This window comes from Rhizobium moroccans, assembly GCF_057559155.1.
Window position 1 is genome coordinate 25088 of record NZ_JBHFJG010000005.1, and the last position, 26451, is coordinate 51538.

The 26451-nt window shown below is 63.6% G+C and carries 25 protein-coding genes and 1 pseudogene; 17 read left to right on the forward strand and 9 right to left on the reverse strand.

Annotated features, from left to right (window positions below; all coding sequences use genetic code 11):
- The first annotated feature begins 19 nt into the window (after nucleotides 1-19).
- Nucleotides 20-1141, forward strand: a complete 1122-nt coding sequence (locus ACE04I_RS03925; protein ID WP_046797418.1) for an ATP phosphoribosyltransferase regulatory subunit — start codon at nucleotides 20-22, stop codon at nucleotides 1139-1141.
- A complete protein-coding gene (gene hisG / locus ACE04I_RS03930) occupies nucleotides 1138-1836 on the forward strand; it encodes an ATP phosphoribosyltransferase (protein WP_046797419.1) in 699 nt (232 codons plus the stop codon). Before ACE04I_RS03925 ends, hisG begins: the two co-directional genes overlap by 4 nt.
- A 65-nt stretch (nucleotides 1837-1901) precedes the next feature.
- Here the strand turns inward: hisG and ACE04I_RS03935 are convergent, their stop codons facing one another.
- Entirely contained in the window at nucleotides 1902-2351 is a 450-nt protein-coding gene (locus tag ACE04I_RS03935) for a DoxX family protein (protein ID WP_046797420.1), read from the reverse strand.
- A 300-nt stretch (nucleotides 2352-2651) separates the two neighbouring features.
- Here ACE04I_RS03935 and ACE04I_RS03940 point away from each other — a divergent pair, with 300 nt between their 5' ends.
- Complete coding sequence (locus ACE04I_RS03940; protein WP_487206648.1) at nucleotides 2652-3347, forward strand: hypothetical protein; 696 nt, start codon at nucleotides 2652-2654, stop codon at nucleotides 3345-3347.
- A gap of 25 nt (nucleotides 3348-3372) precedes the next feature.
- On the opposite strand, the gene ACE04I_RS03945 is transcribed toward ACE04I_RS03940, so the two are convergent.
- Entirely contained in the window at nucleotides 3373-4266 is an 894-nt protein-coding gene (locus tag ACE04I_RS03945; RefSeq protein ID WP_046797421.1) for a LysR family transcriptional regulator, read from the reverse strand.
- Between the two features lie 102 nt (nucleotides 4267-4368).
- On the opposite strand from ACE04I_RS03945, the gene ACE04I_RS03950 reads away from it, so the two are divergent.
- Nucleotides 4369-4956 (forward strand): GNAT family N-acetyltransferase, encoded by a 588-nt coding sequence (locus tag ACE04I_RS03950; protein ID WP_046797455.1) that lies wholly within the window; start codon nucleotides 4369-4371, stop codon nucleotides 4954-4956.
- An 83-nt stretch (nucleotides 4957-5039) separates the two neighbouring features.
- Nucleotides 5040-6140, forward strand: a complete 1101-nt coding sequence (locus tag ACE04I_RS03955; RefSeq protein WP_487206649.1) for an MFS transporter — start codon at nucleotides 5040-5042, stop codon at nucleotides 6138-6140.
- A 148-nt stretch (nucleotides 6141-6288) separates the two neighbouring features.
- On the opposite strand, the gene groL is transcribed toward ACE04I_RS03955, so the two are convergent.
- Entirely contained in the window at nucleotides 6289-7923 is a 1635-nt protein-coding gene (gene groL / locus ACE04I_RS03960) for a chaperonin GroEL (protein ID WP_046797422.1), read from the reverse strand.
- 53 nt (nucleotides 7924-7976) lie between these two features.
- Nucleotides 7977-8273 carry a co-chaperone GroES gene (gene groES, locus ACE04I_RS03965; RefSeq protein WP_046797423.1) on the reverse strand — a complete coding sequence of 99 codons (297 nt, stop codon included), beginning with the start codon at nucleotides 8271-8273 and terminating at the stop codon, nucleotides 7977-7979.
- Nucleotides 8274-8544: 271 nt separating this feature from the next.
- Here groES and ACE04I_RS03970 point away from each other — a divergent pair, with 271 nt between their 5' ends.
- The 4 genes from ACE04I_RS03970 to ACE04I_RS03985 all read left to right on the forward strand — a co-directional run bounded on the left by ACE04I_RS03970 (nucleotide 8545) and on the right by ACE04I_RS03985 (nucleotide 12663).
- On the forward strand, nucleotides 8545-9363 hold the full coding sequence (locus ACE04I_RS03970; protein ID WP_487206650.1) for a chromate resistance protein ChrB domain-containing protein: 819 nt from the start codon (nucleotides 8545-8547) through the stop codon (nucleotides 9361-9363).
- A 7-nt stretch (nucleotides 9364-9370) separates the two neighbouring features.
- Nucleotides 9371-10723 (forward strand): chromate efflux transporter, encoded by a 1353-nt coding sequence (gene chrA / locus ACE04I_RS03975; protein ID WP_137326905.1) that lies wholly within the window; start codon nucleotides 9371-9373, stop codon nucleotides 10721-10723.
- Between the two features lie 91 nt (nucleotides 10724-10814).
- A complete protein-coding gene (locus tag ACE04I_RS03980) occupies nucleotides 10815-11666 on the forward strand; it encodes a TIGR01459 family HAD-type hydrolase (protein WP_046797426.1) in 852 nt (283 codons plus the stop codon).
- Between the two features lie 16 nt (nucleotides 11667-11682).
- Nucleotides 11683-12663: a bifunctional riboflavin kinase/FAD synthetase gene (locus ACE04I_RS03985; RefSeq protein ID WP_046797427.1), complete on the forward strand. Its 981-nt coding sequence runs from the start codon at nucleotides 11683-11685 to the stop codon at nucleotides 12661-12663.
- Nucleotides 12664-12668: 5 nt separating this feature from the next.
- On the opposite strand, the gene ACE04I_RS03990 is transcribed toward ACE04I_RS03985, so the two are convergent.
- Complete coding sequence (locus ACE04I_RS03990; protein WP_046797428.1) at nucleotides 12669-12953, reverse strand: type II toxin-antitoxin system RelE/ParE family toxin; 285 nt, start codon at nucleotides 12951-12953, stop codon at nucleotides 12669-12671.
- A gap of 5 nt (nucleotides 12954-12958) precedes the next feature.
- Nucleotides 12959-13234, reverse strand: coding sequence for an antitoxin (locus ACE04I_RS03995; RefSeq protein ID WP_046797456.1), 276 nt, complete (start codon nucleotides 13232-13234; stop codon nucleotides 12959-12961).
- A 281-nt stretch (nucleotides 13235-13515) separates the two neighbouring features.
- Here ACE04I_RS03995 and ileS point away from each other — a divergent pair, with 281 nt between their 5' ends.
- Both ileS and ACE04I_RS04005 read left to right on the forward strand, forming a co-directional pair.
- The gene (gene ileS / locus ACE04I_RS04000; protein ID WP_046797429.1) at nucleotides 13516-16428 is read left to right on the forward strand and encodes an isoleucine--tRNA ligase; all 2913 of its coding nucleotides are present in this window, start codon (nucleotides 13516-13518) and stop codon (nucleotides 16426-16428) included.
- Nucleotides 16429-16571: 143 nt separating this feature from the next.
- Nucleotides 16572-17207, forward strand: a complete 636-nt coding sequence (locus ACE04I_RS04005) for a hypothetical protein (protein WP_046797430.1) — start codon at nucleotides 16572-16574, stop codon at nucleotides 17205-17207.
- Nucleotides 17208-17220: 13 nt separating this feature from the next.
- Here ACE04I_RS04005 and ACE04I_RS04010 read toward each other — a convergent pair whose 3' ends face one another.
- On the reverse strand, nucleotides 17221-17670 hold the full coding sequence (locus ACE04I_RS04010; protein ID WP_046797431.1) for a nucleoside deaminase: 450 nt from the start codon (nucleotides 17668-17670) through the stop codon (nucleotides 17221-17223).
- A gap of 185 nt (nucleotides 17671-17855) precedes the next feature.
- On the opposite strand from ACE04I_RS04010, the pseudogene ACE04I_RS04015 reads away from it, so the two are divergent.
- From ACE04I_RS04015 to ACE04I_RS04025, 3 genes and pseudogenes are all read left to right on the forward strand, one after another.
- A pseudogene (locus ACE04I_RS04015) lies at nucleotides 17856-19753 on the forward strand (pseudouridine synthase).
- Nucleotides 19734-20294, forward strand: a complete 561-nt coding sequence (gene rsmD / locus ACE04I_RS04020; RefSeq protein ID WP_046797433.1) for a 16S rRNA (guanine(966)-N(2))-methyltransferase RsmD — start codon at nucleotides 19734-19736, stop codon at nucleotides 20292-20294. Before ACE04I_RS04015 ends, rsmD begins: the two are co-directional and overlap by 20 nt.
- A gap of 12 nt (nucleotides 20295-20306) precedes the next feature.
- A complete protein-coding gene (locus tag ACE04I_RS04025; protein WP_046797434.1) occupies nucleotides 20307-21185 on the forward strand; it encodes a patatin-like phospholipase family protein in 879 nt (292 codons plus the stop codon).
- A 12-nt stretch (nucleotides 21186-21197) separates the two neighbouring features.
- Here the strand turns inward: ACE04I_RS04025 and ACE04I_RS04030 are convergent, their stop codons facing one another.
- Nucleotides 21198-21797 carry an NAD(P)H-dependent oxidoreductase gene (locus ACE04I_RS04030; RefSeq protein WP_046797435.1) on the reverse strand — a complete coding sequence of 200 codons (600 nt, stop codon included), beginning with the start codon at nucleotides 21795-21797 and terminating at the stop codon, nucleotides 21198-21200.
- 78 nt (nucleotides 21798-21875) lie between these two features.
- On the opposite strand from ACE04I_RS04030, the gene ACE04I_RS04035 reads away from it, so the two are divergent.
- Nucleotides 21876-22505 (forward strand): TetR/AcrR family transcriptional regulator, encoded by a 630-nt coding sequence (locus ACE04I_RS04035; RefSeq protein ID WP_046797436.1) that lies wholly within the window; start codon nucleotides 21876-21878, stop codon nucleotides 22503-22505.
- Here the strand turns inward: ACE04I_RS04035 and ACE04I_RS04040 are convergent.
- Entirely contained in the window at nucleotides 22502-24310 is a 1809-nt protein-coding gene (locus ACE04I_RS04040; protein WP_046797437.1) for a monovalent cation:proton antiporter-2 (CPA2) family protein, read from the reverse strand. The two genes, ACE04I_RS04035 and ACE04I_RS04040, sit on opposite strands and share 4 nt — an antisense overlap.
- A 113-nt stretch (nucleotides 24311-24423) precedes the next feature.
- Here ACE04I_RS04040 and ACE04I_RS04045 point away from each other — a divergent pair, with 113 nt between their 5' ends.
- Together ACE04I_RS04045 and ACE04I_RS04050 are read left to right on the forward strand one after the other, a co-directional pair.
- Entirely contained in the window at nucleotides 24424-25770 is a 1347-nt protein-coding gene (locus ACE04I_RS04045) for a TldD/PmbA family protein (RefSeq protein ID WP_046797457.1), read from the forward strand.
- Nucleotides 25767-26451 (forward strand): 3'(2'),5'-bisphosphate nucleotidase CysQ (locus ACE04I_RS04050; RefSeq protein ID WP_487206660.1); only part of this gene is annotated, 685 nt, incomplete at its 3' end. The genes ACE04I_RS04045 and ACE04I_RS04050, both read left to right, overlap by 4 nt.

The following is a 26451-nucleotide window of genomic DNA, read 5'->3' on the forward strand; positions in this document are numbered from 1 at the left end:
GACGGGGAGGGGAAATTCCATGCCCCTGAGCGACATGCCGGAATTTTCCGACGACCTGTTGAAGGAATTCGAGACCCGGCGGACCGAGCGGGTCAATACGCCGGTCATCCAGCCTGCCGAACCTTTTCTCGATATAGCGGGCGAGGATCTGCGCCGCCGCATTTTTCTCACCGAGAGCGAAACGGGCGCCAGCCTGTGCCTGCGGCCGGAATTCACCATTCCCGTCTGCCTGCGGCATATCGAGACCGCGACGGGCACGCCGCGGCGCTATTCCTATCTGGGAGAGGTTTTCCGGCAGCGGCGCGAGGGCGCCCATGAATTCTATCAGGCGGGCATCGAGGATCTCGGCGATAAGGATATCGCAAGCGCCGATGCGCGGGCGATCGGGGACGCCACGGGCGTCCTGAAGGCGCTGCTCCCCGGCCGGAAACTCGCCTTGACGCTCGGAGACCAGGCGGTTTTCGAAGCGGTGGTGCAGGCGCTCGGCCTGCCGCTCGGCTGGCAGAAGCGGCTGATCCATGCCTTCGGCGATATGGAGCATCTGGAAGCCCTGCTGGAACGGCTGGCGCGCCCTCAGCCGGTCGCCGGCCTCGATCCGGAGATCGCCGGGCTGATCGCCTCCGGCAAGGAGGCTGAGCTGGTGGCCCGCATCGACCGGACCATGCAGGAAACCGGCTATTCCACCAATGCCAGCCGCTCGCCGGCGGAGATCGCCCGCAGGCTGAAGGAGAAGCTCGAGCTTGCCGAAACCCGGCTTGATGGCTCTGCTCTTCTTCTGCTGCGCGAATTCCTGACGCTGCAACTGCCGCTCGATGAGGCGCCGGCGGCTCTGGCCGGTTTTGCCGATGCCGCCGGGCTGAAGCTCGGCGCCGCGCTGGCGCTCTTCGATGCCCGGCTTGCCGCGCTCGCCAATGCGGGTGCCGATATCGGCGGCATGACCTATCGCGCCGCCTTCGGCCGTCCGCTCGACTATTATACCGGCCTCGTCTTCGAGATCACGGAAGCGGGAAGCTCCGCGGTGCTCGCCGGCGGCGGTCGCTTCGACCGTCTGCTGACGCTCCTCGGAGCGAGCGACCATGTCCCGGCGGTCGGCTTCTCTCTGTGGCTCGATCGCATCGAGGCGGGGAGGGCGGACCAATGAACACGATCACCATCGCCTTGCCCTCCAAGGGCCGCATCAAGGAAGAGGCTGCCACCATCTTCGAGCGCGCCGGCCTGGCGATTTCAGCCGTCGGCAACGACCGCTCCTATCGTGGCCGGATCGAGGGTATCGAAGGCGTCGAGATAGCCTATCTCTCGGCCTCGGAGATCGCCCGCGAACTCGCAAACGGCGCCGTCGATTTCGGGGTTACCGGCGAGGACCTGGTCCGCGAAGGCATGCCCGAGGTGGATCAGAAGGTTGAATTCTGCGCGCGCCTTGGCTTCGGCGGGGCGGATGTCGTGGTCGCGGTTCCGGAAATCTGGCTCGATGTCGAGACCATGGCCGATCTCGGCGATGTGGCTGCGGATTTCCGCGCCCGGCATGGCCGGCGGCTGGCGATCGCCACGAAATACTGGCGGCTGACCCAGCAATTCTTCTCCCGCCAGCACGGCATCCAGCTCTACCGGATCGTCGAAAGCCTCGGCGCGACGGAAGGTGCGCCGGCGGCGGGCCAGGCGGATATCATCGTCGATATCACCTCGACGGGCTCCACGCTTCGCGCCAACCACCTCAAGGTCCTGGCGGACGGAGTTATCCTCAAAAGCGAGGCCTGCCTGGTGCGCGCTCGCAAGACCGTGCATGACGGCGATCCGCGCATAGCGAAGATCGTGAAAGCCGTCCGCACCGCCCTCTAGCGCCAAAATAAAAAGACCGCCGGATTTGCATCCGGCGGCCGTATCGGGCAGGGAAAGCTCGATAGTTATGCGTTGAGGGCGACCGAGCCGCGGCGGGCATCGATCGAGTAGGCGCCGGCGCCTGCGGCAGCGAGCACCAGGAAGCCGCCTGCGATCGTCAGGTTCTTCATCATGTTGAGCTGATTGAACATGGTCAGCATGCCGTTCGCGGCTTCCGGAAAGTCGGGAATGTTGATCGCGCTCGAATGGAAGGCGAACGCCGTGAAGGCGGAAAAGGCCGCAAGCAGAAGCGCGGCGATCCGGGTCTTGAAACCGACGAGAACGGCGATGCCCGCCAATAGTTCGAAGATGCCGGCGACATAGGCCAGCAGCGTTGCGGCCGGAAGGCCGGCGCCCGCGATCATGCCGGCGGTGCCGGCGGGATCGATAAGCTTTGGATAGCCGGACAGGATGAACATGGCCGAAAGCAGCACGCGGCCGGCAAGCAGAAGCAGGTTTGTGGAAGTGGCGGACATTTTTCTCAGGTCTCCGATGATTGTCCTTGGCCGGACTAAGCGTTGATGACTGGGAACATTCTGCATCGTTTATTCTGCCTCAGGAAGATGAACAATGCGAGACGGTTTGTCTACTATAAGTGAACAACCGCTCTCCTGATGGGCGCCGCATGCAGTTGACGTATGAGGCAATCCGCAGTCGCGAGAATGTGAGCCGCTGTTTGCTTGCCCTATATTCTTCATATGATACGGTACGTTTCGTATCGAAAAGCGAGCAGCGTTCCGATTGGGATACTGCCTTGCTCATCAAGGAGAACGGGCATGAAACGGAGAGTGCTTTATTCACGCTGCGGTCCGGCGCTGGCGCTGAGTGCAGTCGCAACGATGGCTGCGTTGGCTGGTCTGGAGGGAAGGGCGATGGCTCAAGCGAATAGTCCCGCAGCACAGCAGGATATGTCCGGCCGGGCTGCCGGGCTCGAAGCTCTTCCATTTCCGCCGGGTTACCGAGAGGTCGGCGCGGGCGAGGTCGCGATAGACGGCGGGAAGGCGCGGCTCGTCCGCTACGAACGGGCGGACGGGCGCAATTCCGGTCTTGGCGGCGAGCATTTCAGTACGGTCACCGATCCTTCGGGCAAGCTCAAGGGATTCACGCGAATGGACCTTTCTCTTCGGGAAGGCGAGCTTCCGGGTGAGGAAGAGGCGCGGAGCATAGCCATGCGCTTTCTTGGCACCCACGCGCCGGATCTTTTGCCCGGTTTGAGGATCAGCTTCATCGCGCCTCACGAGGAAACGGTCGAGAGCGGCGGTCGTCCGGTGACGCTGACAGGCATGAAGGTGAAGATGCGCAATACGGCCGATGGCCGCTGGTTCTGGGTCATCGTCGGCTCGGACCGCGAGGTCATGGTGTTTGAGCGCGACATCGTCTGGGCCAATCTCCAGGGACGCCGACAGACGGAAATGTGGCTCCATGACCGCTGGCTCGAAGAGCGTGGCGCGGATTTTCTGCGCGATGCGTAGGCTCCAAGGATCAGGCGGCCGTTGATCAAGGTGGCGGGCTTGCGGCAAGGCCGAGAAGCCCGTCACGCAGGGCCTTGAGCCCCCGGTGAAGCCGCTTGTCGCGGCGGATCACCACCGCCAGCTCGCGATGAAGCCGCGGGGAGAGAGACCTTGTGACGAGGTCCGGCCGCTCGCCGGGCGGCACCGCCATGCCGGGCAGGATGGCGCAGCCCAGCCCGGCGCCGACCATCGCCTTGATGGCCTCGACGCTTCCGAGCGACATCGTCGGGTTGAGGGCCACATCGTTGCCGGCAAACCATCTGTCGACGATGCGGCGGGTATTGCCGCCGGGTTCGAAGAGCAGCAGGGGCAGTTTGGAAAGGCTGTCAGCCGTCACCACGTCCGGCAGGGTCATGTCGCGAGGCGCGACGGCAACGAATTCGTCGTCCATGACCGGGGTGATTTCGAGCATTCGCCCGGAGGCCGGCAGGGTGACGAGCGCGATATCGATAAGGTTTTCCTCCACGGCCTTGACGATCTCGGACGTGTTCCCGGTGGTGACGGTGATCTCGAGGCCCGGATATCTGCGGCGAAGCTCTCCGAGAAGCGGCGGCAGCAGGAAGATGCAGGCGGTAGCCCCGGTGCCGAGGCGCACCCGGCCGATCGCGCCGCTCGCATGGCGCGCGACCGCCTCGACGGCGGATGAGACCTCGGCATCGATACGTTCCGCATGGGCGAGGAGTTCGGCGCCCGCCGTCGTCGGTCGGGCCTTTCGTCCGACCCGCTCGACAAGCACGGTTCCGAGCCGCTTTTCCAACTGGCGGATCTGCATGCTGACCGCCGGCTGAGTGAGGCCCAGCCGCTCGGCGGCAGCGGAAAAGCTGCCGTGCTCGATCACGGTCACGAAGGTCTTGAGATAATCGAGATTGAGGCTCTGCATTCAAAAAATCTCTCATGCTTTGCATAATTATCCAAAGCTTCTTTTATGTATTTGCATCCGCCATGATGCGGCTTCAAGATTGGCGCAGAGGAAATTGCAATGATGGAAAGCGAGGATTTTGTGAAGGAAGCATTGGTGACGCCCGCCGGGGGCAGTGTCCTGATCCGCGACGCCGAAGAAGCGGATATGGGAGCGGTGCAGGCGATCTATGCCCGCCATGTGCTTCATGGGCTTGCCACCTTCGAGGAGACGCCGCCTTCCGTAGAGGAGCTTCTTTCCCGTCGGGCCTCGGTTCTTGCGAGCGGTTTGCCCTATCTCGTCGCCGAACTGGAGGGGAAGATCGCGGGCTACGCCTACGCGACGGCTTACCGGCCGCGTCCGGCCTATCGTTTCACGATCGAGGATTCGGTCTATGTGGCGGAAGGCCTCGGTGGACGAGGCATCGGCAGCGCCTTGCTCGGGGCACTCATCGCCCGGTGCGAAAAAGGGCCGTGGCGGCAGATGCTGGCCGTCGTCGGCAACAGCGGCAACGAGGGCTCGATCGCGCTCCATAAGCGGATGGGCTTCCGCGAGGTCGGTATCCTGCGCTCGGTCGGCTTCAAGCTTGGCCAGTGGGTCGATACGGTTCTGATGCAGAGGCCGCTCGGCGAAGGCGACGAAAGCGCGCCGGACCGAGGCCTTGCGGGATGACCGCAGCGATTTCGCGTGGGACCGTTCTGTGCCTGGCACTTGGCTAGCTCGTCGCCTGGGGCATTTCCTACTATCTGATCGGCGTGTTCGGTGATCTGATCGCAGCCGATCTCGGTTGGAGCGCCGAAATCGTGTATGGCGGCTTCGCGGCCGCGTTGCTGGTGATGGGGTTTGTCTCGCCGCTCGTCGGCCGCGTCATCGATCGCCAAGGGGGGCGTTCGGTGATGATCGCCGGCGCGCTGCTCAATGCGGCGGGCTGTCTTCTCCTTGCCGTCAGCCATGGTGTGGCGACCTATTATGCCGCCTGGGTCTGTATCGGGCTTGCCATGCGGCTCACTCTTTATGACGCCGCGTTTGCGGCGCTCGTGCGGATAGGCGGGGCCGAGGCGCGTCGTCCGATCTCTCAGATCACCCTTCTGGGTGGGCTTGCCTCCACCACCTTCTGGCCCGTCGGCCATTTCCTGGCCGAACATTTCGACTGGCGTGGCGCGGTCGTCGCCTATGCCGGCTTCGCGCTCTTGACGATCCCGCTCTACCTCTCGATTCCAGACGTGCCGGCGCGGTCGTCGGAAAGTCCCGGGGCCATCACGCATGCGCCGGCGCCTGCCGCCGGCCGCGGGAACGCAGTCGTTCTGGGCGGGCTTTACGCGCTGATCATGAGCCTTGCCAATTTTCTGAATGCCGGCATGTCGGCGCATATGATCGGCGTGCTGGCGGGGCTCGGGCTCGCCGCCTCGGTATCCGTCTGGATTGCCACCCTGCGCGGCATCGGCCAATCTCTGGCGCGCTTCTGCGAGGTGCTTTTCGGCGGACGGATCGACCCGCTGACGCTCAATCTGGCGGCAACGCTCGTCCTGCCGCTTGCCTTTGCCGCAGGGCTGTTTTCGGGAACATCCGTCGTCGCGGCGGGCGTGTTCTCCTTCGCCTACGGCGCCGGCAACGGGCTTCTGACGATCACGCGCGGCACCCTGCCGCTCGTCCTCTTCGATCACCGGACATACGGCACGGTGGCCGGACGCCTGATAGCGCCGAGCTTCTTCTTCTCGGCCGCCGCGCCGGTTGCCTATGCCTATGTCATGCAGCGATTTGGGGAGGCGGGCGCCCTCTATCTCTCGGCTGTCGCCGCCACCGTCATCGTCTTCGCCGCCACGCTCCTTCTCCTGCTTGGCAGAGCAAAGCCTTAAATGAAAAAGGGCGGCCCGAAGACCGCCCTTTCTGAATTTCGGTGACAGAATTTCTTAGAAATCCATGCCGCCACCTCAAGCCTGCTTTGCAGGCTTGAGCACTTTTAGTGATGGGCGGTCATTCTGGACTTCCCGAACCTTGCGGTTCTTAGAAATCCATGCCGCCCATGCCGCCGCCCGGCATTGCCGGCATCGGGGCTTCCTTCTTCGGCAGCTCGGCGATCATGGCTTCCGTCGTGATCAGCAGAGAAGCAACCGAAGCGGCGTTCTGCAGAGCGGTGCGGACAACCTTGACCGGATCGACGATGCCGAGCTGGATCAGGTCGCCGTATTCGCCGGTCTGGGCGTTGTAGCCGTAGTTGTCTTCGTTCTTCTCGAGGATCTTGCCCACGACGATCGAAGCTTCGTCACCTGCGTTGTCCGCGATCTGGCGAACCAGCGACTGCAGCGCCTTGCGGACGATGTTGATGCCGGCTTCCTGGTCGTCGTTTGCGCCCTTGGCGGTGATCTTCGTGGAAGAACGCAGCAGAGCCACGCCGCCGCCCGGTACGATGCCTTCCTGAACGGCAGCACGCGTCGCGTTGAGGGCGTCGTCGATGCGGTCCTTCTTTTCCTTCACTTCGACTTCCGTTGAGCCGCCGACGCGGATCACGGCAACGCCGCCAGCGAGCTTGGCAAGACGCTCCTGCAGCTTTTCGCGGTCGTAGTCCGAAGTGGTTTCCTCGATCTGGGCCTTGATCTGGTTGACGCGGCCCTCAATGTCGGTCTTGGCGCCGGCGCCGTCGACGATCGTGGTGTTTTCCTTGGAGATCGAGACCTTCTTGGTGCGGCCGAGCATGTCGAGGGTAACATTCTCGAGCTTGATGCCGAGGTCCTCGGAAATCACCGTGCCGCCCGTCAGGATGGCGATGTCTTCGAGCATGGCCTTGCGGCGGTCGCCGAAGCCCGGAGCCTTGACGGCAGCGATCTTGAGGCCGCCGCGCAGCTTGTTGACGACGAGCGTGGCGAGAGCTTCGCCTTCGACGTCTTCAGCGATGATGAGGAGCGGCTTGCCGGTCTGAACGACGGCTTCGAGAACCGGAAGCATGGCCTGGAGGTTGGAGAGCTTCTTCTCGTGCAGGAGAATGAAGGCGTCTTCCAGGTCAGCAACCATCTTTTCCGGGTTGGTGACGAAGTAGGGCGAGAGATAGCCGCGGTCGAACTGCATGCCTTCGACGACTTCGAGTTCGGTCTCGGCGGTCTTGGCTTCTTCGACGGTGATGACGCCTTCGTTGCCGACCTTCTGCATCGCTTCAGCGATGTCGAGGCCGACCTGACGGTCGCCGTTTGCCGAAATCGTGCCGACCTGTGCGACTTCTTCCGAAGTGTTGATCTTCTTGGCCTTGGCCTGGAGATCCTTGACGACTTCGGCAACGGCGAGATCGATGCCGCGCTTCAGGTCCATCGGGTTCATGCCGGCTGCAACAGCCTTCTGGCCTTCGCGGACGATGGCCTGGGCGAGAACCGTTGCGGTCGTGGTGCCGTCACCGGCGACGTCGTTGGTCTTCGAAGCGACTTCGCGGACCATCTGGGCGCCCATGTTTTCGAACTTGTCTTCCAGTTCGATTTCCTTGGCGACGGAAACGCCGTCCTTGGTGATGCGCGGAGCGCCGAAGGACTTGTCGATAACGACGTTACGACCCTTCGGGCCGAGCGTTACCTTGACTGCGTCAGCGAGAATATCGACGCCACGCAGCATCTTTTCGCGCGCGCTGCGGCCGAATTTGACTTCTTTAGCTGCCATTTTGAGAACTCCTGAAAAGAGGTGTCAGCGAATTACGAGTGAGCGACCGGCAATCAGCCGATAACGCCCATGATGTCGGATTCCTTCATGATCAGAAGGTCTTCGCCGTTGAGCTTGACTTCCGTGCCGGACCACTTGCCGAACAGAACGCGGTCCCCAACCTTGACGTCGAGCGCGATGAGAGCGCCCTTGTCGTCACGAGCGCCGGTGCCGACGGCGACGATTTCGCCTTCCTGCGGCTTTTCCTTTGCGGTGTCCGGAATGATGATGCCGCCCTTGGTCTTTTCTTCAGACTCGACGCGGCGAACAACGACGCGATCGTGCAGGGGGCGGAAATTGGTGCTTGCCATTGTCTTATCCCTCGATCAAATGACATTGACGGATATCGAAATCCGTATCTCTTTCGTTAGCACTCGTCTCCAGGGAGTGCTAACGCGACCCGAGATAAGGAGGGCCGCAGAGGGAGTCAAGAACGTCGATCAAATTTCTCGTTCGACTTGACCAGCGGGATGTAATCTCGTCTAATCAAGGTATGGGGTCTGCGAGTACCCCACGAGGCGCCATGCCGAAATTCGCGTCCTTCATATGGCTATAACATATGTTTCCTAGAGGACACGGATCATGGCAACCTACAACGCTATATCACCCGAAAAACTTGTCCGTTTGATCGGTACGCCGAAGGCGCCGATCCTCATTGATGTGCGCGACGAGGACGACTTCCCCGCCGATCCGCATCTTGTCCCCGGATCGATCCACCGCGACGACCACGATGTTGCCGACTGGGCCGCAACCTATGCCGGCCGCTGGGTGGTCGTCATCTGCCAAAAGGGCCTGAAGATCAGCGAGGGCGTGGCCGCCTTCCTGCGGCTGGCAGGAGTACAGGCGGAAACCCTGGAAGGCGGGTTCCTTGCCTGGCGGGCGGCGGGCCTGCCCGTCGTGCCGGTGGCTCGTCTACCGGGACAGAATTCCTCCGGCGGCACGCTCTGGGTCACCCGCGCTCGACCGAAGATCGATCGCATCGCCTGTCCATGGCTGGTCCGCCGTTTCGTGGATGTTCAAGCCCGCTTTCTTTTCGTATCGGCTTCCGAGGTCGAAGCTGTTGCCGAGCGTTTCGGCGCGACGCCCTTCGATATCGAGGGCGTGTTCTGGAGCCATCGCGGCGAGCTCTGCAGCTTCGACGTCATGGTGGAGGAATTCGGCCTTGCCTTCCCGGCATTGCAGAGAATGGCCCGCATCGTGCGGGGAGCCGATACCGATCGGCCGGACCTCGAGCCGCAGGCGGCGGGGCTGCTCGCCATATCGCTTGGCCTGTCGCGCATGTATTCCGAAGATCTGGAGCAACTGGAGCAAGGCATGCTGGTTTACGATGCCCTCTATCGCTGGGCACGGGATGCCACGGATGAAAAGCACGACTGGGTATCCCATGGCGGGCGGAAGTGAGGCGGCCATGCACGGAACAATAAAGGAAGAAGCCGCCGAGCGCCCCACGTTCGGCGAGCTCGTCTCCGTCTTCGCGCGCATCGGCATCTTAAGCTTCGGCGGGCCGGCGGCGCAGATCGGCATGCTGCACAAGGCCGTGGTGGAGGAGAAGCGCTGGCTTTCCGAGGAGCGCTTCTTGCATGCGCTGAACTATTGCATGTTGCTGCCGGGCCCGGAGGCCCAGCAGCTCGCCACCTACGCCGGCTGGCTGATGTTCGGCGTGCGCGGCGGCATCGTCGCGGGCCTTCTCTTCGTGCTGCCGGGGCTTGCCGTCATCATGGCGCTTTCGGCAGCCTATGCGCTCTTCCAGGAAACCACCTGGCTGACCGGCCTCTTCTTCGGATTGAAGGCCGCGGTGCTGGCGATCGTCGTGGAAGCGGTGATCCGCCTGGGACGCAAGACGCTGAGAAACCGCTTTCTCGTCGTGATCGCCGCGCTAGCCTTCCTCGCGCTGTTCGTGTTCGGCCTGCCGTTTCCGCTGGTGGTGCTTGCCGCCGGCCTCGCGGGTTTCCTGGCCTCCCGGATCTATCCGGCACGGCTCGCGGCGCAGCCGGCAACCGACCTCATGGAAACCAGGCGACCGCCGCTGCTGGGGTCGCTCCTGACGCTCGCCTTCTGGGTTTTTCTCTGGCAACTGCCGCTGCTCGTTCTTTGGCTCTTTGCCGGCACCGAAAGCCTGGCGGCCATGTTTTCCTTCTTCTCGCGGATGGCGCTCGTCACTTTCGGCGGGGCTTATGCGGTGCTCGCCTATGTGGCGCAGGTAGCGGTGGAAGGTTACGGCTGGCTGATGCCGGGCGAGATGGTCGATGGGCTGGCGCTTGCCGAAACCACGCCGGGGCCGCTGGTGCTGGTGCTCTCCTTCGTGGGTTTCATGGTCGGCTTCCGGTTCTCTCCGGGGCTCGATGCCGTCTTCGCGGGCCTCATCGGCGCCTCGCTCGCCGCCTGGGCGACCTTCGTGCCGAGCTTCATCTGGATTTTCGCCGGCGCGCCCTACATCGAACGGCTGAGAGGCAATGCCGCCCTTTCGGCGGCGCTGGCAGCGATCACCGCCGCGGTCGTCGGCGTCATCCTCAATCTGGCGATCTGGTTCGGTCTGCATGTGCTGTTTTCCGAGGTGGCTCGCATTCCGCTCTGGCCGTCCGCGGCGCCCGGCGGAGAGCCGGTCGCCGGCCTTTGGTGGCCCGTCTGGCAATCGCTCGATCCCGCGGCGCTGGCACTGTTCCTCGTCTCCGCCTTCCTCCTGTTCCGGCTGAAGCTCGGCATGGTGGCGGTGCTGACGGTCTGCGCGGCGGCGGGCCTGGCGCTGAGGCTGTTGTTCTAGATCGGAATTTCCGGTCGCCTCCGAAATTTCCTTGCCATCGCGGAAAAGCTTTGCGATGTCAGCGCCAGTCGAATTCAAGGAATGAGCGCGCATGGCCAGACGAATCGGCAATCTCAGCGAGGTCGCAAAAGACTACGACGTGGTGCTTTCGGATGTCTGGGGCGTGCTGCATAACGGCGTCGATCCGTTCATGCACTCCGCAGACGCGCTCGAAGAGGCGAGGTCGGGCGGCGCGACCGTCGTTCTCATCACCAATTCACCGCGGCTTGCTCATCAGGTCGCCGCCCAGCTTCACCATATCGGGGTTCCCGATACCGCCTATGACCGCGTCGTCACATCCGGCGACGTGACGCGCCGCCTGATCGCCGAGGGGCCGAAAAAGGTCTTCCTGCTCGGGCCGGAGCGCGACACCGCCCTCATAGAGGATCTCGGGGTCGAGCGGGTATCCGATCCGAAGGAGGCCAATTCGCTCGTCTGCAGCGGCTTCTTCGATGACGAGACGGAGACCCCGGAAGACTATACCGACATGCTGCGGGACTTCCTGGCGCGTGACGTGACGATGATCTGCGCCAACCCCGATCTGGTGGTGGAGCGCGGCCATCGCATCATCCCCTGCGCCGGCGCCATGGCGGCCTATTACGAACAGCTCGGCGGCAGGAGCCGTATTGCCGGCAAGCCGCACCGGCCGATCTATGAGGCGAGCTTTGCCGCCGCCCGCGAGGTGCGCGGCGAATTCTCTCTCGACAAGGTGCTTGCGATCGGCGACGGCATGCCGACCGATGTACGTGGCGCGCTCGCCGCCGGCCTGGACCTCCTCTATATCAGCGGCGGTATCCATGCGGCAGAATATACGGTGAAGGGAGAGCCGGACGAGGCGATCCTGAATGCCTGGCTGAAGCGCGAAGGCGCGACGCCGAAATGGTGGATGCCGCGGCTCGCCTGAGGACGGAATTCTCCCGATGACCGTATTCCACCGCAACGAAAAGAAGGAGCCGCTGCCCGAAGCCCTGAAGGGCGGAGTGGTGGCGATCGGCAATTTCGACGGCGTGCATCGCGGCCACCGCAGCGTACTCGAACGGGCGCTTGCGCTTGCCGAGGAGCGCGGTGTCCCTGCTTTGGTGCTGACCTTCGAGCCGCATCCGCGCACCGTCTTCCGGCCCGATGCACCGGTCTTCCGGCTGACCCCGGCGCCGATGAAGGCGCGGCTTCTGGAGGCTATGGGCTTCCGGTCGGTGATCGAATATCCCTTCGATCGCGATTTTTCGACCCGTTCCGCGGAGGAGTTCGTCGAGACGATCCTGGTCGATTGGCTTGGCGCAAGCGGCGTGGTGACCGGCTTTGACTTTCATTTCGGCAAGGACAGGGAAGGCGGACCGGCTTTCCTGATGGCGGCCGGCAAGCGGCGCGGGTTTGCCGTGACGCTGGTGGATGCTTTCCGTGACGAGAATGCCGAAGTGATCTCGTCCAGCCGCATCCGGGCTCTGCTTTGCGAAGGCGACGTTGCCGGCGCCGCCGGCCTGCTCGGTTATCGCTATACGGTGGAGGCGGAGGTGATCGGCGGCGAGAAGCTCGGACGCCAGCTCGGTTTTCCGACCGCCAACATGCGGCTTCCGCCCGAAACGGAGCTGAAGGCCGGCATCTACGCGGTGCGTTTCCGCAGGCCCGACGGCACGCTCCATGACGGCGTGGCGAGCTATGGCCGCCGTCCGACGGTAACGGAAAACGGCGCGCCCTTGCTGGAAACCTTTCTCTTCGATTTCTCGGGTGATCTCTATGGAGAGGTCTGTTCCGTCTCCTTCTTCGGCCATCTGCGCGACGAGCTGAAGTTCGACGGTCTCGACCCCCTCGTGGAGCAGATCAGGCGCGATGAGGAGGAGGCGAGGGCGCTGCTTTCCGGCGTGCGCCCGCTCGGCGACTTGGACGCGAAGATCGCGTTTTAGGGGAATTATTCGCCAGCCGGCGGCCATTGTCGGGACGTGTGGACGATCGCCAGAATCCAGATCGTTTTGTCATCGACTTCGTATACGATCCGGTAGCTTTCATGAGGCACAAGCTCACGGGTTCCGGCAATTGCACCGATTTTCCCATGCTGAGGAAAGTTCTTGAGGCGCGAAACCGCGGCAGCAAGCATATCGTCCATCCGCAAGGCGGCGCTTGGATTTTGGACTGCGATATAGTCGAATATTTCCACGCGGTCTTGTCTCGCAGCCAAAGTCCAGCGGATGATCATGGCGATTAGTTGCCCCGCGCGGCAGCGCGTCGAGCGGCGAATTCCTGTTCGACCTCATCATTCGATAGGGTTTGGCCAGCGGTAATCTGCGCTCGCGCCAAATCGACCTTCTTTTGCAGAAATGCCGCGTAATCCGCTTCCGATTGCTGCTGCTTGATGAAGTCGCGCATCATCTCGCGTACGATTTGTGAGGCTGGCCTGTGAGAGGCTTCCGCGGCTGCCATGAATTCATCCCGGAGTTCCTTCTCCAATTTCATGGTGAAAACAGCTTCCTTGCCCATCGCTTCGTCTCCATGTGATGAAAAGATATATAACTCGTATATACGCCAATTGCGACCGCGCTCTGATGTTTTCCCTTCCTTTCCGGCGCAAAAACCCTTAAAGACGCGCCTCATGAGAATATTCCGGCTGGCCCAGATCATACGAATTATCGGCCCGGCCTTCTCAGCGGCTTGAGAGCGAGCGGCGGGAAGGTCCGGGTTCTCGGCGTTTGTGAAACGCCTTCCGCCACCGAACTTCCATCAGGTAAGCGCCCGTCGCGGCGCCAGAGAAGATTGCCCTCATGACCGAGACAGCCGAAAAACTCGACTATTCGAAGACCCTCTATCTGCCCGAGACCGAATTTCCGATGCGCGCCGGCCTGCCGCAGAAGGAGCCGGAACTGGTCGCCCGCTGGCAGCAGATGGACCTCTACAAAAAGCTGCGCACGTCCGCCGCCGGACGCGAGAAGTTCGTGCTTCACGACGGCCCGCCCTATGCCAACGGCAACATCCATATCGGCCACGCGCTGAACAAGATCCTGAAGGACGTCATCACACGCTCGTTCCAGATGCGCGGCTATGACTCCAATTACGTGCCCGGCTGGGATTGCCACGGCCTTCCGATCGAATGGAAGATCGAGGAGGAAAACTACCGCGCCAAGGGTAAGGCGAAGCCGGATCTGACCGAACCTGCGGCGATGATCGAGTTCCGTCGCGAATGCCGCGCCTATGCGGAAAAGTGGATCAAGGTCCAGACCGAGGAGTTCAAGCGCCTCGGCATCGTCGGCGATTTCGAGAACCCCTATCTGACGATGAACTTCCATGCGGAAGCGCGCATCGCCGGCGAGCTGTTGAAGATCGCCAATAGCGGTCAGCTCTATCGCGGCTCGAAGCCGATCATGTGGTCGGTCGTCGAGCGTACCGCGCTGGCGGAAGCCGAAGTCGAGTATCACGACTACGAAAGCGACACGATCTGGGTGAAGTTCCCGGTGGCAGTCGGGCCGCAGGCACTTGCTGGCGCCCATGTCGTCATCTGGACGACCACGCCCTGGACCATCCCCGGCAACCGTGCGATCGCCTATTCGCCGAAGGTCGCCTACGGCCTTTACGAAATCACGGCGGCTGAAAACGACTTCGGTCCCCGTCCGGGCGAGAAGCTGATCTTCGCGGATAACCTGGCGGAGGAAAGCTTTGCCAAGGCCAAGCTCCAGTACAAGCGCCTGCGCGACGTTTCGGCTGACGAGATGGCGGCCATCACCTGCGCCCATCCGCTGAAAGGCCTCGGCGGCGGTTATGAATTTGCCGTGCCGCTGCTTGCCGGCGAGCATGTGACCGACGATGCCGGCACCGGCTTCGTGCACACCGCGCCGAGCCATGGCCGCGAGGACTTCGAGACCTGGATGGATCACATCCGCGAGCTGGAAGCCAAGGGCATCGAGACGAAGATCCCGTTCCCGGTCGATGACGGCGGCTTCTACACCGCCGATGCTCCCGGCCTCGAGGGCGGCCGGGTGATGGACGACAACGGCAAGAAGGGCAATGCCAACGATCTCGTCATCAAGGCGCTGATCGAGCATGACGCGCTCTTCGCCCGCGGCCGTCTGAAGCATCAATATCCGCATTCCTGGCGATCGAAGAAGCCGATCATCTTCCGCAACACGCCGCAATGGTTCGTCTATATGGACAAGGACCTTGCCGACGGAACGACGCTGCGCACCCGCGCCCTCAAAGCGATCGATGACACGCGTTTTGTGCCCGCCGCCGGCCAGAACCGCCTGCGCGCCATGATCGAGAGCCGACCGGATTGGGTGCTTTCGCGCCAGCGCGCCTGGGGCGTGCCGATCTGCGTCTTCGTGGACGAGCACGGCGAGGTTTTGGCTGACGATGCCGTCAACAAGCGCATCCTCGAAGCCTTCGAGAAGGAAGGCGCGGATGCCTGGTTCGCGGCCGGCGCCAAGGAGCGCTTCCTGGGCAACGAGCATGATCCGGTCAGATGGACACAAGTCATGGACATCCTCGATGTCTGGTTCGACTCGGGCTCCACGCACACCTTCACGCTGGAGGATCGCCCCGATCTGAAATGGCCGGCGGACGTCTATCTGGAGGGCTCGGACCAGCACCGCGGCTGGTTCCATTCCTCGCTGCTCGAATCCGCCGCCACCCGCGGCCGCGCGCCCTATGACACGGTCGTCACCCATGGCTTCACCATGGATGAGAAGGGCGAGAAGATGTCGAAGTCCAAGGGCAATGTCGTGGCGCCCCAAGACGTGATGAAGGATGCCGGCGCCGATATCCTGCGGCTCTGGGTCATGACCACCGACTATTGGGAGGACCAGCGCCTCGGCAAGGCGATCATCCAGACCAATGTCGATGCCTACCGCAAGCTCCGCAACACCATCCGCTGGATGCTCGGAACGCTCGCCCATGATGAGGGCGAGGAGATCGCCTATGACGATCTGCCCGAGCTGGAAAAGCTGATGCTGCACCGGCTATCCGAGCTGGATAAGCTGGTTCGCGAAGGCTACGACACGTTCGACTTCAAGCGCATCGCCCGGTCGCTCATCGATTTCTCGAACGTCGAGCTCTCGGCCTTCTATTTCGATATCCGCAAGGATGCGCTCTATTGCGATGCGCCGTCTTCGCTCCGCCGTCGGGCGGCGCTCGCCGTGATCCGTAAGATCTTCGATTGCACGGTGATCTGGCTTGCGCCCATGCTGCCGTTCACCACCGAGGAAGCCTGGCTCTCGCGCAATCCTTCCGCGGTTTCGGTGCACCTGGAACAGTTCCCGGCCGTGCCGGCGGAATGGCAGAACGAGGCAATTGCCGAGAAATGGGCAAATGTCCGCCGCGTCCGCTCGGTCGTCACCGGTGCACTGGAAATCGAGCGCAAGGACAAGCGGATCGGCTCCTCGCTGGAGGCCGCGCCCGTCGTGCATATCGCCGATCCGGAACTGCTGGCAGCGCTGAAGGGGCAGGACTTCGCGGAGATCTGCATCACCTCCGGCATTTCCGTATTGGCTGGCGAAGGCCCGGCCGATGCCTTCCGTTTGCGCGAGGTGCCGGGCGTGGCCGTCGAGCCGAAGCTGGCGGAGGGCGTGAAATGCGCCCGCTCCTGGCGGGTGACGAAGGATGTCGGCGTCGACCCCGAATATCCGGATGTTTCCGCGCGCGATGCGGCGGCGCTGCGGGAGCTCGCCGCTCTCGGGCGTCTCTGATCGATTGCAAAGTGCCGGATCATTGCGCTTCGGCGCGTGATCCGGTAAATCTGCCCGAAATTGGCCGGATTTTTCCGGCAGTCGGGCTATTGGAGTAATCTCGCAGGCGTCATGGACGGGTGCCTGTTGGTGGAAGGGTTTTCATGAAGACGACACATGCGTTTCGTGCCGGCATGGGCGTGGCTGGCATTCTTGCCGCGACGTTGACCCTTTCGGGTTGCATGGGCAGCCCCACCTATGGAACGGACAAGACGGCCATGGAGCAATTGGCCGACGACCTGGGTTCGGCGGTCTCCGTGGGCGGTAACGACGACAAGCGCCGCAGCGTGAAGTACAATCCGCGCCCCTCGCTGGTGGTCGCCACCAAGGAACAGCAGAACCAGACCTTGCCGTCGCCGCAGCAGTCGCTCGCCGGCCGCGAGAACAATCCCAACTGGGTCGAATCGCCGGAGGAGACGCGCGAGCGCCTGCGCCAGGAAGCGACCGAGAACGAGAACAATCCCCGTTACCGCTCGCCGCTGCTCGCCGGCAGGGGGCAGGCCGGGCAGATGACGGAATCGCAAAAGTGGGAAGCCTTCCGGCAGGCGAGGCAGAATGCCGAGACGGTGAACCTCAGCGCCCCGCGCCGCAGCCTCAGCGATCCGCCGACGGAATACCGTGCCGCCGATGCGGCCAACCTTCAGGACGTGGGCGAGCCTGAGCTGCAGAAGGAGCGCCGCCGCAAGAAGGAGGCCGAGGAAACGGCCAAGACCTCGAGCTGGTGGAAGCCTTTCCAGTAATCCGCGCGGCTTTTCAGCGTTTCGCCTTGAAGAAGCCGGTCAGGAGGCCGGCTGCTTCCGTTTCGCCCAGACCTGAATAGACCTCCGGCACGTGGTGGCAGGTGGGTTGGGCATAGAACCGCACCCCGTTGTCGACCGCGCCGCCCTTCGGGTCTTCGGCGCCGTAATAGAGACGGCGGATGCGGGCGAACGAGATTGCCGCCGCGCACATGGTGCAGGGCTCCAATGTCACGTAGAGGTCGGCGCCGGCAAGCCGCTCCTGCCCGAGTGTTTCGCAGGCATGCCGGATCGCCACCATTTCCGCATGGGCGGTAATGTCGTTTTCGGCGCGGGTGCGGTTTCCGGCGCGGGCGACGACCTTGCCGTCGAGCACGATGACCGCGCCGACCGGCACCTCGCCGCGCTCCGCGGCAAGCCGCGCCTCGGCCAGAGCCTCGTCCATGAACCCGTTCGTTTTGCCCATTCGGCAATTTCCTCTTAACCCGGATGACGCGAACTGGTAGGAAGCAATCCAATTCGAGCCGGTCGCAGGCATGCATCCAGTGGGTTCCAGCCCGATGGATGAAGCAGGCCCCGCCCGTTAAATCAACACGAACATGAATGTCCGGAAATGATTCCGTCCGACATCTCGCTTCAGGCAAACAACAAATGACGTTCAAAGACAAGCCGAAGCGCGGCGCAGGCAAGCCCTTCGATCGCGAAAGCAAACCCCGCTCGGGAGCGAAACCCGGTGCCGCCGGAAAGAAGCGGCCCGATTTCAAGGCCGCCAAGACCGCGCCCGAGAAGACCGCGCCCGAAAAGCCCGCCCGCAGGCCGGCGGTCGTCGCATCCGCTGCCGTGGAGGAAGGGAAGCCCGAGCGGATTTCCAAGATTCTCGCCCGGGCCGGCATCGCTTCCCGCCGCGATGTCGAGCGGATGATCATGGAAGGCCGCGTGAAGCTCAACGGCAAGCTGCTCGAGACGCCGGTCGTCAATGTCACGCTCGAAGACAAGATCGAGGTGGACGATCAGCCGATCCGGGGCATCGAGCGCACGCGGCTCTGGCTCTATCACAAGCCGGCCGGCCTCGTGACCACCAATTCCGATCCGGAAGGCCGTCCCACGGTCTTCGACAATCTGCCGGAAGACCTGCCGCGCGTACTGTCGATCGGCCGGCTCGACATCAACACCGAAGGCCTGCTCCTGCTCACCAATGACGGCGGGCTGTCGCGGGTGCTCGAATTGCCGACCACCGGCTGGCTGCGGCGCTATCGCGTCCGCGCCCATGGTGAGGTCGACCAGGAGGCGCTGGACAAGCTGAAGGAAGGCATCGCCGTCGAAGGCGTTCTCTACGGATCGATCGAGGCGACGCTCGACCGCCAGCAGGGCCGCAATGTCTGGATGACCATGGGGCTTCGCGAAGGCAAGAACCGCGAGATCAAGAACGTCCTGGGCGCGCTCGGGCTGGAAGTGAACCGCCTGATCCGCATCTCCTACGGCCCCTTCCAGCTCGGTGACTTGCCGGAAGGCGAGGTCCTGGAGGTGCGCGGACGCACGCTGCGCGAACAGCTCGGTCCCCGCCTGATCGAAGAGGCCAAGGCTAATTTCGAGGCGCCGATCTACAATCAGAAGGGTCCGGAGGACGAAAAACCGGCCCGCGAGACCCGGCCGGAGAGGGCCGAAAGGCCGGAACGCTCCGAGCGCCCGCGTGGTGAGCGCCCCCGCGGTGAGGGATCGGCAGATCGGCGCGAAAAGGCTTTGGGCCGCCTGGATACCAAGCGCGGGGATCGCAAATTCGCCGACAAGCCGCGCGGCAAGGGCGGCGCCAGGGGTAATGACCGCGACTTCGGCGACGACCGCCCGAAGAAGCGCCCGCCGATGGGAACGAGCCGCACCACCAATGTGTGGATGGCGCCGGGCGCGCGCCCGACTGCCGACGGCAAGGCTCAGAAAACCTCCGCCCGCGCCGAGGCAGAACGGCTGTTTGACAAGCCGAAGCCCCAAAGCGAACGTCGCGTGGTGGTCAACCGCGCCGAGGACGACAGCGATTGGATTCGCGCGGAAGCACCGGTGCGCCGTCCGCGCGAGGAGGAAGGCCGCGATTTCGACCGCAAGCGTTCCTTCGGTGACCGCCCGGATCGCGGTGACCGCCCGCCGCGTGGCGAGCGCTCCTTCGGCGACAAGCCCCGTTTTGATCGCAAGCCTCGTGAAGAGGGTGACCGCACGCGCGGTGAGAAATCCTTCCGAAGCGAGGGTCGCTCCGAGCGCCCGCGCGGCGAAAAGCCGTTCGGTGATAAGCCGCGTGGAGACAAGCCTTTCGGGGATAGACCTTTTGGGGACAAGCCGCGCGGCAAGCCCGCCGGCGGCAAGAGCTCCGGAGACAAGCCTTCGGGCGGACGTGGCAAGCCGAGCGGGGGTAAGTCGTTCGGGGGCAAGCCCGGCGGGGGCAAATCCTTCGGCGGAAAGCCGGGCGGCAGGCCTTCCGGTGGAGCGCGCCCCGGTGGCAGAACAGGCGGCAAACCCAAGGGACCGAGGGGGTAGCGGAAAGTGCGGATCGTCGGCGGTGAGTTTCGTGGCCGGGCTCTGGCTACTCCCAAATCCAACGCCATCCGGCCAACCATCGACCGGACGCGCGAAAGCCTTTTTAATATCATCAGCCATGTCTATCCGGAGGCGCTGGAAGGCACGCGGGCGCTCGACCTCTTCGCGGGCACCGGCGCGGTCGGCCTGGAAGCGCTGTCGCGCGGCTGTCGGCTTGCGCTCTTCGTCGAAAACGGCGTCGAGGGCAGGGGACTTCTGTGGGAGAACATCGACAGCTTCGGCCTGCATGGCCGCACCCGCATCCTGAGGCGGGATGCAACCAAGCTCGGGCCGATCGGCACGATGGAGCCCTTCCATTTCCTCTTCGCCGATCCGCCCTATGGTCAGGGATTGGGTGAAGGCGCTCTGCTTGCGGCCCATGCGGGCGGCTGGCTGGTGCCGGGCGCGCTTGTAATCCTGGAGGAGCGCGCCGATGCGGAGCTTTCGGTCGATCCGGTGTTCAAGCCGCTGGAAAGCCGCATCTTCGGCGATACCCGCGTCGAATTCTACCGCTACCAGCCGGGCTGACGGAGCTTCGGGATGACGACAAGGCTTGCTCTTCCCGATCTCGAAAAAGATACGCGCCATGGCGGACTGACCTTCGCCGTGGCACTCGGCGGCGGCGGAGCGCGAGGCATCTCGCATATCCAGGTCATCGAGGCGCTGGACGAACTCGGCATCCGCCCGGTCGCGATTTCCGGCTCTTCCATCGGTGCGATCATGGGCGCGGGCATGGCGGCCGGCATGACCGGACGGGATATCCGCGATTACACGCTGCAGACGGTGGGGGAGCGCGGCATGCTCCTCAACCGGCTCTGGAGCCTCGGTCCGGCCTCCATGCGCGACAAACTCGGCGGCTTCCGCTTCGGCCAGTTCAACCTCGAACTCATCCTGGATGCCTTTCTGCCGCCGCAAGTGCCGAGGGATTTCCGCGATCTCGTGATCCCGATGAAGATATCTGCCACCGATTATTACGGGCAGGCGGAAGTGGTGCTGGAGCAGGGCGATCTGCGCACGGCGATCTCGGCCTCGGCGGCCATTCCGGGGCTGTTCATGCCGGTCAGGGTCAATGGCCGCATCATGATCGATGGCGGCGTCTTCAATCCGGTTCCCTACGAGCACCTGATGGAACTCGCCGATGTGGTGATCGCCGTCGATGTCGTCGGCGCGCCGGAAGGCGACGGCACGCATCCTCCGAACCGCATAGACAGCCTCTTCGGCGCAAGCCAGCTCACCATGCAGGCAAGCATCGCGCTGAAGCTGAAGCTGCGCCCGCCGCAGATATTCCTTCGCCCCGCCGTGAACCGCTTCCGCGTCCTCGATTTCTTCAGGGCGCGGGAAATTCTCGATGAATCGGAAGATGTGAAGGACGAGCTGAAGCGCGCCGTCGACGCGCTTCACACGATGGCGGACGGGTAGCCCAGGTCCGCATCATGCGGCTGCGGACTGCCGGGATGTGCTGAAGAGCTTGCCGCCTATGGCGCGGGCGGTTTCCAGATTGAAGTCAGGCTCGCCGACGAGCAGTTCGGAGGTGAGGACGGGCGCACCGCAATAGCCGAATATGCCGTGATCGATCTGTGTTCTCATCGCCCCGAAATAGCCATGGCGGGCATAGGTCCGCATGTCGGCGCCGCCGATCGCCACGAGATGAACGGGAAGATGGCTGAGCTTCCTCACCGTCGGCAGGTCCGGACCTTCGTCATAGGCCCAGCCATTGGAGAACACGCGGTCGATCCATCCCTTCAGCAGTCCCGGCATGGACCACCAGTATACGGGATAGACGAGTACCAGCGCATCGGCGCGATCGATCCTCGCCTGTTCGGCGAGAACATCGGTCGCCTGCTGTGCCTGTCTTAAGTGTACGGCATGATCGTTGGCGGTGAATCTCGGATCGAAGCCTTCGCCGGCAAGATCGGCGATCTCCACCGTATGCGCAGGGTCGGAGGCGAGAACACCATTGGCGATGTGGGTGGCGACGTTGTGGGTGAGCGATTTGGGGTCGGGATGGGCGACGACGACGAGAGCGTGCATTTCAAGGCTCCGGTAAGTGGTTGCGGTTAACGGGATAACGTTATATACTTTTAGTAAGTTACTTTTGGTATATAGCCGATGTCAAGCATGGAAATGAAACCCGCCACCCATCCGCGCCAGCGCCTGTCGCGCGAGGCCAGACGCCGCCAATTGATCGAAACCGCCTGGCGGATCATCCGGGAGGAGGGGACGGAGGCGTTGACGCTGGGACGACTGGCGGAACAGGCGGGGGTCGCAAAGCCGGTCGTCTACGATCACTTCGATACGCGGCCCCGGCTTCTGGTGGAGCTCTACAAGGAGTTCGACCGGCGTCAGACGGCGATCATCGACGAGGCGCTTCGAGCGAGCAAGCCGACGCTTGCCGACCGCGCGGGGGTGATCGCTTCGTCCTATGTGGAATGCGTGCTTGAACAGGGGCGCGAGATACCGGGCATCGTTGCGGCCCTGGCGAGCTCTCCGGAGCTCGAAAGGATCAAGCGCGAATACCAATTGGTTTTCATGGAAAAGTGCCGCGCCCAGCTTGCGCCGTTCGCCAGGAACGGGCTCGTTTCCTCCGCAGGGCTGTGGGCGATGCTCGGCGCGGCCGATGCTCTCTCCAATGCTGCGGCAACCGGAGAAATCACCGCCGAGCAGGCGAAGGAGGAGCTTTCCGGAACGATCGTCGCGATGGTCGAGCGCAGCGGCCCGGCGCAGGAAGGCGTGGGTTAGACGCTCGCCGCCGGCTCCGGCTCGGCTTCGGGTTCGTCGAGGGCGACCGTGCGCTTCGGCTTGATGAGCGGCTCGGGGCGTACGGGCCTGTTCAGCAGCATTTCCTGCCCGGCGCCGAGCCCCTGGACCGCCTGGATCTGCAGCCGCTCCTCGTCGCGCCGGCGAATATCCTCACCGATTTCATAGGCTTCGTTCTCGCTCATGCCGAGCCCTTCCAGCGTGCGGCGGCCGAAAAGGAGACCCGATTCCAGCGTCTCGCGCAGTTCGTATTCGACATTGCGGTCGCGTAGCGAAAGCGAGTGAATGCGGTCGTAGGAGCGGATGAAGAGCCGGACATCGGGGAATTCCGAGCGGATGAGATCGACGATTTGGTCGGTGGTCTCCCGTTTTTGGGTGCAGACCGCCACGATCTTCGCCCGTTCGATGCCGGAGGCGATCAGGACATCCCGTCGCGTCCCGTCACCGAAATAGATGCGGAAGCCGAAACTCGCCGCCTGACGGATGCGGTCGGCCGAATCGTCGATGACGGTCACCTCGCTGCCGCCGGCAAGCAGAATCTGCGCGGCGATCTGGCCGAAACGCGAGAAGCCGATCATCAGCACGTCGGCGCCTGCGCCGTCGAAATCCTCTTCCAGCTCCTCGCGGTTCTCGCCAGAGAGAAGGCGTCGGGAAAGTGCAGCCCCGAGCGGCGTCAGCGCCATGGAAAGCGTGACGCTGGCGATCAGCAGGGAGGCGGTTGCGGAGGAGAACAGGCCGGCGGCGGTCGCCGTGGTGAACAGCACGAAGCCGAATTCGCCGCCCTGCGGCAGCAGGAAGGCGATGCGGATGGCATCGTTGTGCGGCGAGCCCCACAGTCGGCTGAGCGCATAGACGACGGCCGCCTTGACGATCATGAATGCCGGGACGGCCGGCAGAATGAAGAAGAGGTTGTCGAGAATGACCTCAAGTTCCAGCGAAAGGCCGACCGCCATGAAGAAGAGCGCCAGCAAAAGGCCGCGGAACGGCTCGATATCCGCCTCCAGCTCGTGCCGGTAGGAGGATTCGGCCAGCATCACGCCGGAAAGGAACGCGCCCATCGCCATGGAAAGCCCGACCGCCTGCATGGCCGCGGCCGATCCGAGCACCACGAGCAGGGCCGCGGCGATCATGACCTCGCGCGCGCCGGTGCGGGCGATGATCTGGAACATCGGCGTCAGTATGTAGCGGCCGGCGAAGACCATGGCGCCGACGGCCGCCACGGCGATCGTGAAATCCTTGAGCGGCGAGGCAGCCGCTCCCTCCGAACCGGGGGTGAGGATGGTGATCAGCGCCAGCAGCGGCACGATGGCGAGGTCCTGGAAAAGCAGCACGGAAAAGGCGCGCTGCCCGTAGCGGCTGTTCATCTCCCCATCGTCGTTGAGGATCTGCAGCGCAAACGCTGTGGAGGAAAGCGCCAGGCCGAAGCCGATGATGAGGCTGCCGCGCCAATCCGCAAGGTTTAAGAAATAGCCGAGAGCGCTGAGCGCAACCCCGGTGATCACGACCTGCGCCGGTCCGAGCCCGAAGACGTCGCCGCGCATCTGCCAGAGCCGCGAGGGCTTCAGTTCCAGCCCGATGATGAAGAGCAGGAAGACGACGCCGAACTCGGCGAAATGCAGCACTTCCTCGGCTTCCGTGATCTGCTGCATGATCGGCCCGATGATGACGCCGGTGGCGAGATAGCCAAGCACGGTGCCGAGCCCCAGCTTTCGGAAAATCGGCGCGGCCACAACCGCTCCCGCAAGCAGGAGGAGCATTTGCGAAAACAGAGAGCCGGGCGCGGTCATGCGGGGTTACTTTCGAGATCGTGGGATGGCGTGCGGCTCCGAGAGAATCGGAACGCCGCCCTTGATGCTTCTTGTAGTGCACAATAAATGGAGCGTGAATGAAAGGCACAATCATGACCTCCGAAATCGATTCCGCCTCCCTGCTTTCCCGCGCCGGTGAACTCATAGATCTTGCCAGGGCCGCCGGCGCCGATCAGGCGGATGCGGTCGTGGTGCGCTCGCGCTCGCGCTCGGTCTCCGTGCGGCTCGGCAAGGTGGAGGGCACGGAAGCATCCGAGAGCGACGACTTCGCGCTGAGGGTCTTCGTCGGCGGGAAGGTTGCGAGCGTTTCCGCCAATCCCGGTTTCGACATGAAGACGCTGGCCGAGCGCGCGGTGGCCATGGCCAGAGTTTCGCCGGAAGACCCATTCGCCTGCCTGGCGGACGAGAAGGACCTGGCCCGCACCTATCCCGATCTCGACCTTTTCGACGGCACGGAGGTTCCGACCGATGCCCTGCGGCAGGCCGCGCTCGAGGCCGAACAGGCGGCGCGCGACGTGCCGGGGGTGACGAATTCTTCCGGCGCCGGCGCTTCCGCCGGCATGGGTGGCATGGTCCTCGTCACCTCGCACGGTTTTTCCGGCAGCTACATGGCGACCCGTTTCAGCCGTTCCGTCAGCGTCATTGCCGGCGAGGGCACGAAGATGGAGCGGGATTACGATTTCGATAGCCGCCTTTATGCGGCGGAGTTGGACGATCCGAAGGAGATCGGCCGCCGCGCCGGCGATCGCGCCGTCAAGCGGCTCAACCCGCGCCAGGTGAACACCGGTAGCAATGTCACCGTCGTCTTCGATCCTCGCGTCGCCCGTGGGTTGGTCGGCCATATCGCCGGGGCTATCAATGGCGCCGCCGTCGCCCGCAAGACGAGCTTCCTGCGCGACAGGATGGGCCAGCAGATATTGAAGGCGGGGCTCAATATCACCGATGACCCGCTGGTCGTGCGCGGCGCGTCCTCCCGGCCTTTCGATGGTGAAGGCGTTTCGGGCAAGCGCATGGCGATGATCGAGGACGGCGTCCTCAAGCACTGGTTCCTTTCCACCTCGACCGGCCGCGAACTTGGGCTGCCCACCAACGGGCGCGGGGTGCGCGGCGGCAGCAGCGTTACGCCTGCCTCCACCAATCTGGCGCTGGAGCCCGGCGATATCGGCCCGGAAGACCTGATCCGCTCGGTCGGGACGGGCTTCTACGTGACCGAACTGATCGGCCAGGGCGTCAACATGATCACCGGCGAATACAGCCGCGGCGCCACCGGTTTCTGGATCGAGAACGGCGAGCTCGCCTATCCGGTATCGGGGGTCACCATCGCCTCCAATCTCAAGGACATGTTCATGCGCATCACGCCGGCCGATGATATCGACCGGAAGTTCGGCGTCGCCTCTCCGACGCTTGCGATCGAGGGCATGACGCTGGCTGGCCGCTGATGGACGTTGTGAAAGAGAACTGGCAGGACGATCTCGAGCTGATCTGCGATGCGGCCCGGCAGGCGGGCGAGATTGCGTTCGGTTTTTTCGGCCAGTCTCCGGAAGTCTGGTGGAAGAACGAAGGCCGCTCGCCGGTCAGCGCCGCCGATTTCGCCGCCAACGACCGCCTCCAGAGCGTGCTTCTGAAGGCTCGGCCGAACTACGGCTGGCTTTCGGAAGAGACCGATGACGATGCCGCCAGGCTTTCCTGCGAAACGCTGTTCGTGATCGACCCGATCGACGGAACCCGCGCCTTCATCAACGGCGAGAAGACCTGGTGCGTTTCCGTGGCTGTCGTCCACAAGGGCCGGCCGGTGGCGGGCGTCCTGGTCGCTCCGGCGCTGGAGGAGGAGTTTTCAGCCCTCAAGAACGGGCCGGCGCTGAAGAACGGCGAACCCATCGCCGTTTCCGAGCCGAGGAGCGGGGAACCGCTTTCGATCGCCGCCGCCGAAGAGATGGTGAAGAAGCTGGAAGGGGACGTTCGCCAGCAGATTCACCGTATCCGCCACGTGCCCTCGCTTGCCTATCGCCTGGCCATGGTGGCGGAAGGCCGGATCGACGGTACGATCGTGCGCCGCAACTCTCATGACTGGGACCTCGTCGCAGCCGACCTGATCCTGGAGAGAGCGGGCGGCCGCCGGG

Coding starts and splice junctions, on each gene's coding strand:
- ACE04I_RS03925 (WP_046797418.1), top strand. CDS start 20: ATGCCCCTGAGCGACATGCCGGAATTTTCCGACGACCTGTTGAAGGAA.
- hisG (WP_046797419.1), top strand. CDS start 1,138: ATGAACACGATCACCATCGCCTTGCCCTCCAAGGGCCGCATCAAGGAA.
- ACE04I_RS03935 (WP_046797420.1), bottom strand. CDS start 2,351: ATGTCCGCCACTTCCACAAACCTGCTTCTGCTTGCCGGCCGCGTGCTG.
- ACE04I_RS03940 (WP_487206648.1), top strand. CDS start 2,652: ATGAAACGGAGAGTGCTTTATTCACGCTGCGGTCCGGCGCTGGCGCTG.
- ACE04I_RS03945 (WP_046797421.1), bottom strand. CDS start 4,266: ATGCAGAGCCTCAATCTCGATTATCTCAAGACCTTCGTGACCGTGATC.
- ACE04I_RS03950 (WP_046797455.1), top strand. CDS start 4,369: ATGGAAAGCGAGGATTTTGTGAAGGAAGCATTGGTGACGCCCGCCGGG.
- groL (WP_046797422.1), bottom strand. CDS start 7,923: ATGGCAGCTAAAGAAGTCAAATTCGGCCGCAGCGCGCGCGAAAAGATG.
- groES (WP_046797423.1), bottom strand. CDS start 8,273: ATGGCAAGCACCAATTTCCGCCCCCTGCACGATCGCGTCGTTGTTCGC.
- ACE04I_RS03970 (WP_487206650.1), top strand. CDS start 8,545: ATGGCAACCTACAACGCTATATCACCCGAAAAACTTGTCCGTTTGATC.
- chrA (WP_137326905.1), top strand. CDS start 9,371: ATGCACGGAACAATAAAGGAAGAAGCCGCCGAGCGCCCCACGTTCGGC.
- ACE04I_RS03980 (WP_046797426.1), top strand. CDS start 10,815: ATGGCCAGACGAATCGGCAATCTCAGCGAGGTCGCAAAAGACTACGAC.
- ACE04I_RS03985 (WP_046797427.1), top strand. CDS start 11,683: ATGACCGTATTCCACCGCAACGAAAAGAAGGAGCCGCTGCCCGAAGCC.
- ACE04I_RS03990 (WP_046797428.1), bottom strand. CDS start 12,953: ATGATCATCCGCTGGACTTTGGCTGCGAGACAAGACCGCGTGGAAATA.
- ACE04I_RS03995 (WP_046797456.1), bottom strand. CDS start 13,234: ATGGGCAAGGAAGCTGTTTTCACCATGAAATTGGAGAAGGAACTCCGG.
- ileS (WP_046797429.1), top strand. CDS start 13,516: ATGACCGAGACAGCCGAAAAACTCGACTATTCGAAGACCCTCTATCTG.
- ACE04I_RS04005 (WP_046797430.1), top strand. CDS start 16,572: ATGAAGACGACACATGCGTTTCGTGCCGGCATGGGCGTGGCTGGCATT.
- ACE04I_RS04010 (WP_046797431.1), bottom strand. CDS start 17,670: ATGGGCAAAACGAACGGGTTCATGGACGAGGCTCTGGCCGAGGCGCGG.
- ACE04I_RS04025 (WP_046797434.1), top strand. CDS start 20,307: ATGACGACAAGGCTTGCTCTTCCCGATCTCGAAAAAGATACGCGCCAT.
- ACE04I_RS04030 (WP_046797435.1), bottom strand. CDS start 21,797: ATGCACGCTCTCGTCGTCGTCGCCCATCCCGACCCCAAATCGCTCACC.
- ACE04I_RS04035 (WP_046797436.1), top strand. CDS start 21,876: ATGTCAAGCATGGAAATGAAACCCGCCACCCATCCGCGCCAGCGCCTG.
- ACE04I_RS04040 (WP_046797437.1), bottom strand. CDS start 24,310: ATGACCGCGCCCGGCTCTCTGTTTTCGCAAATGCTCCTCCTGCTTGCG.
- ACE04I_RS04045 (WP_046797457.1), top strand. CDS start 24,424: ATGACCTCCGAAATCGATTCCGCCTCCCTGCTTTCCCGCGCCGGTGAA.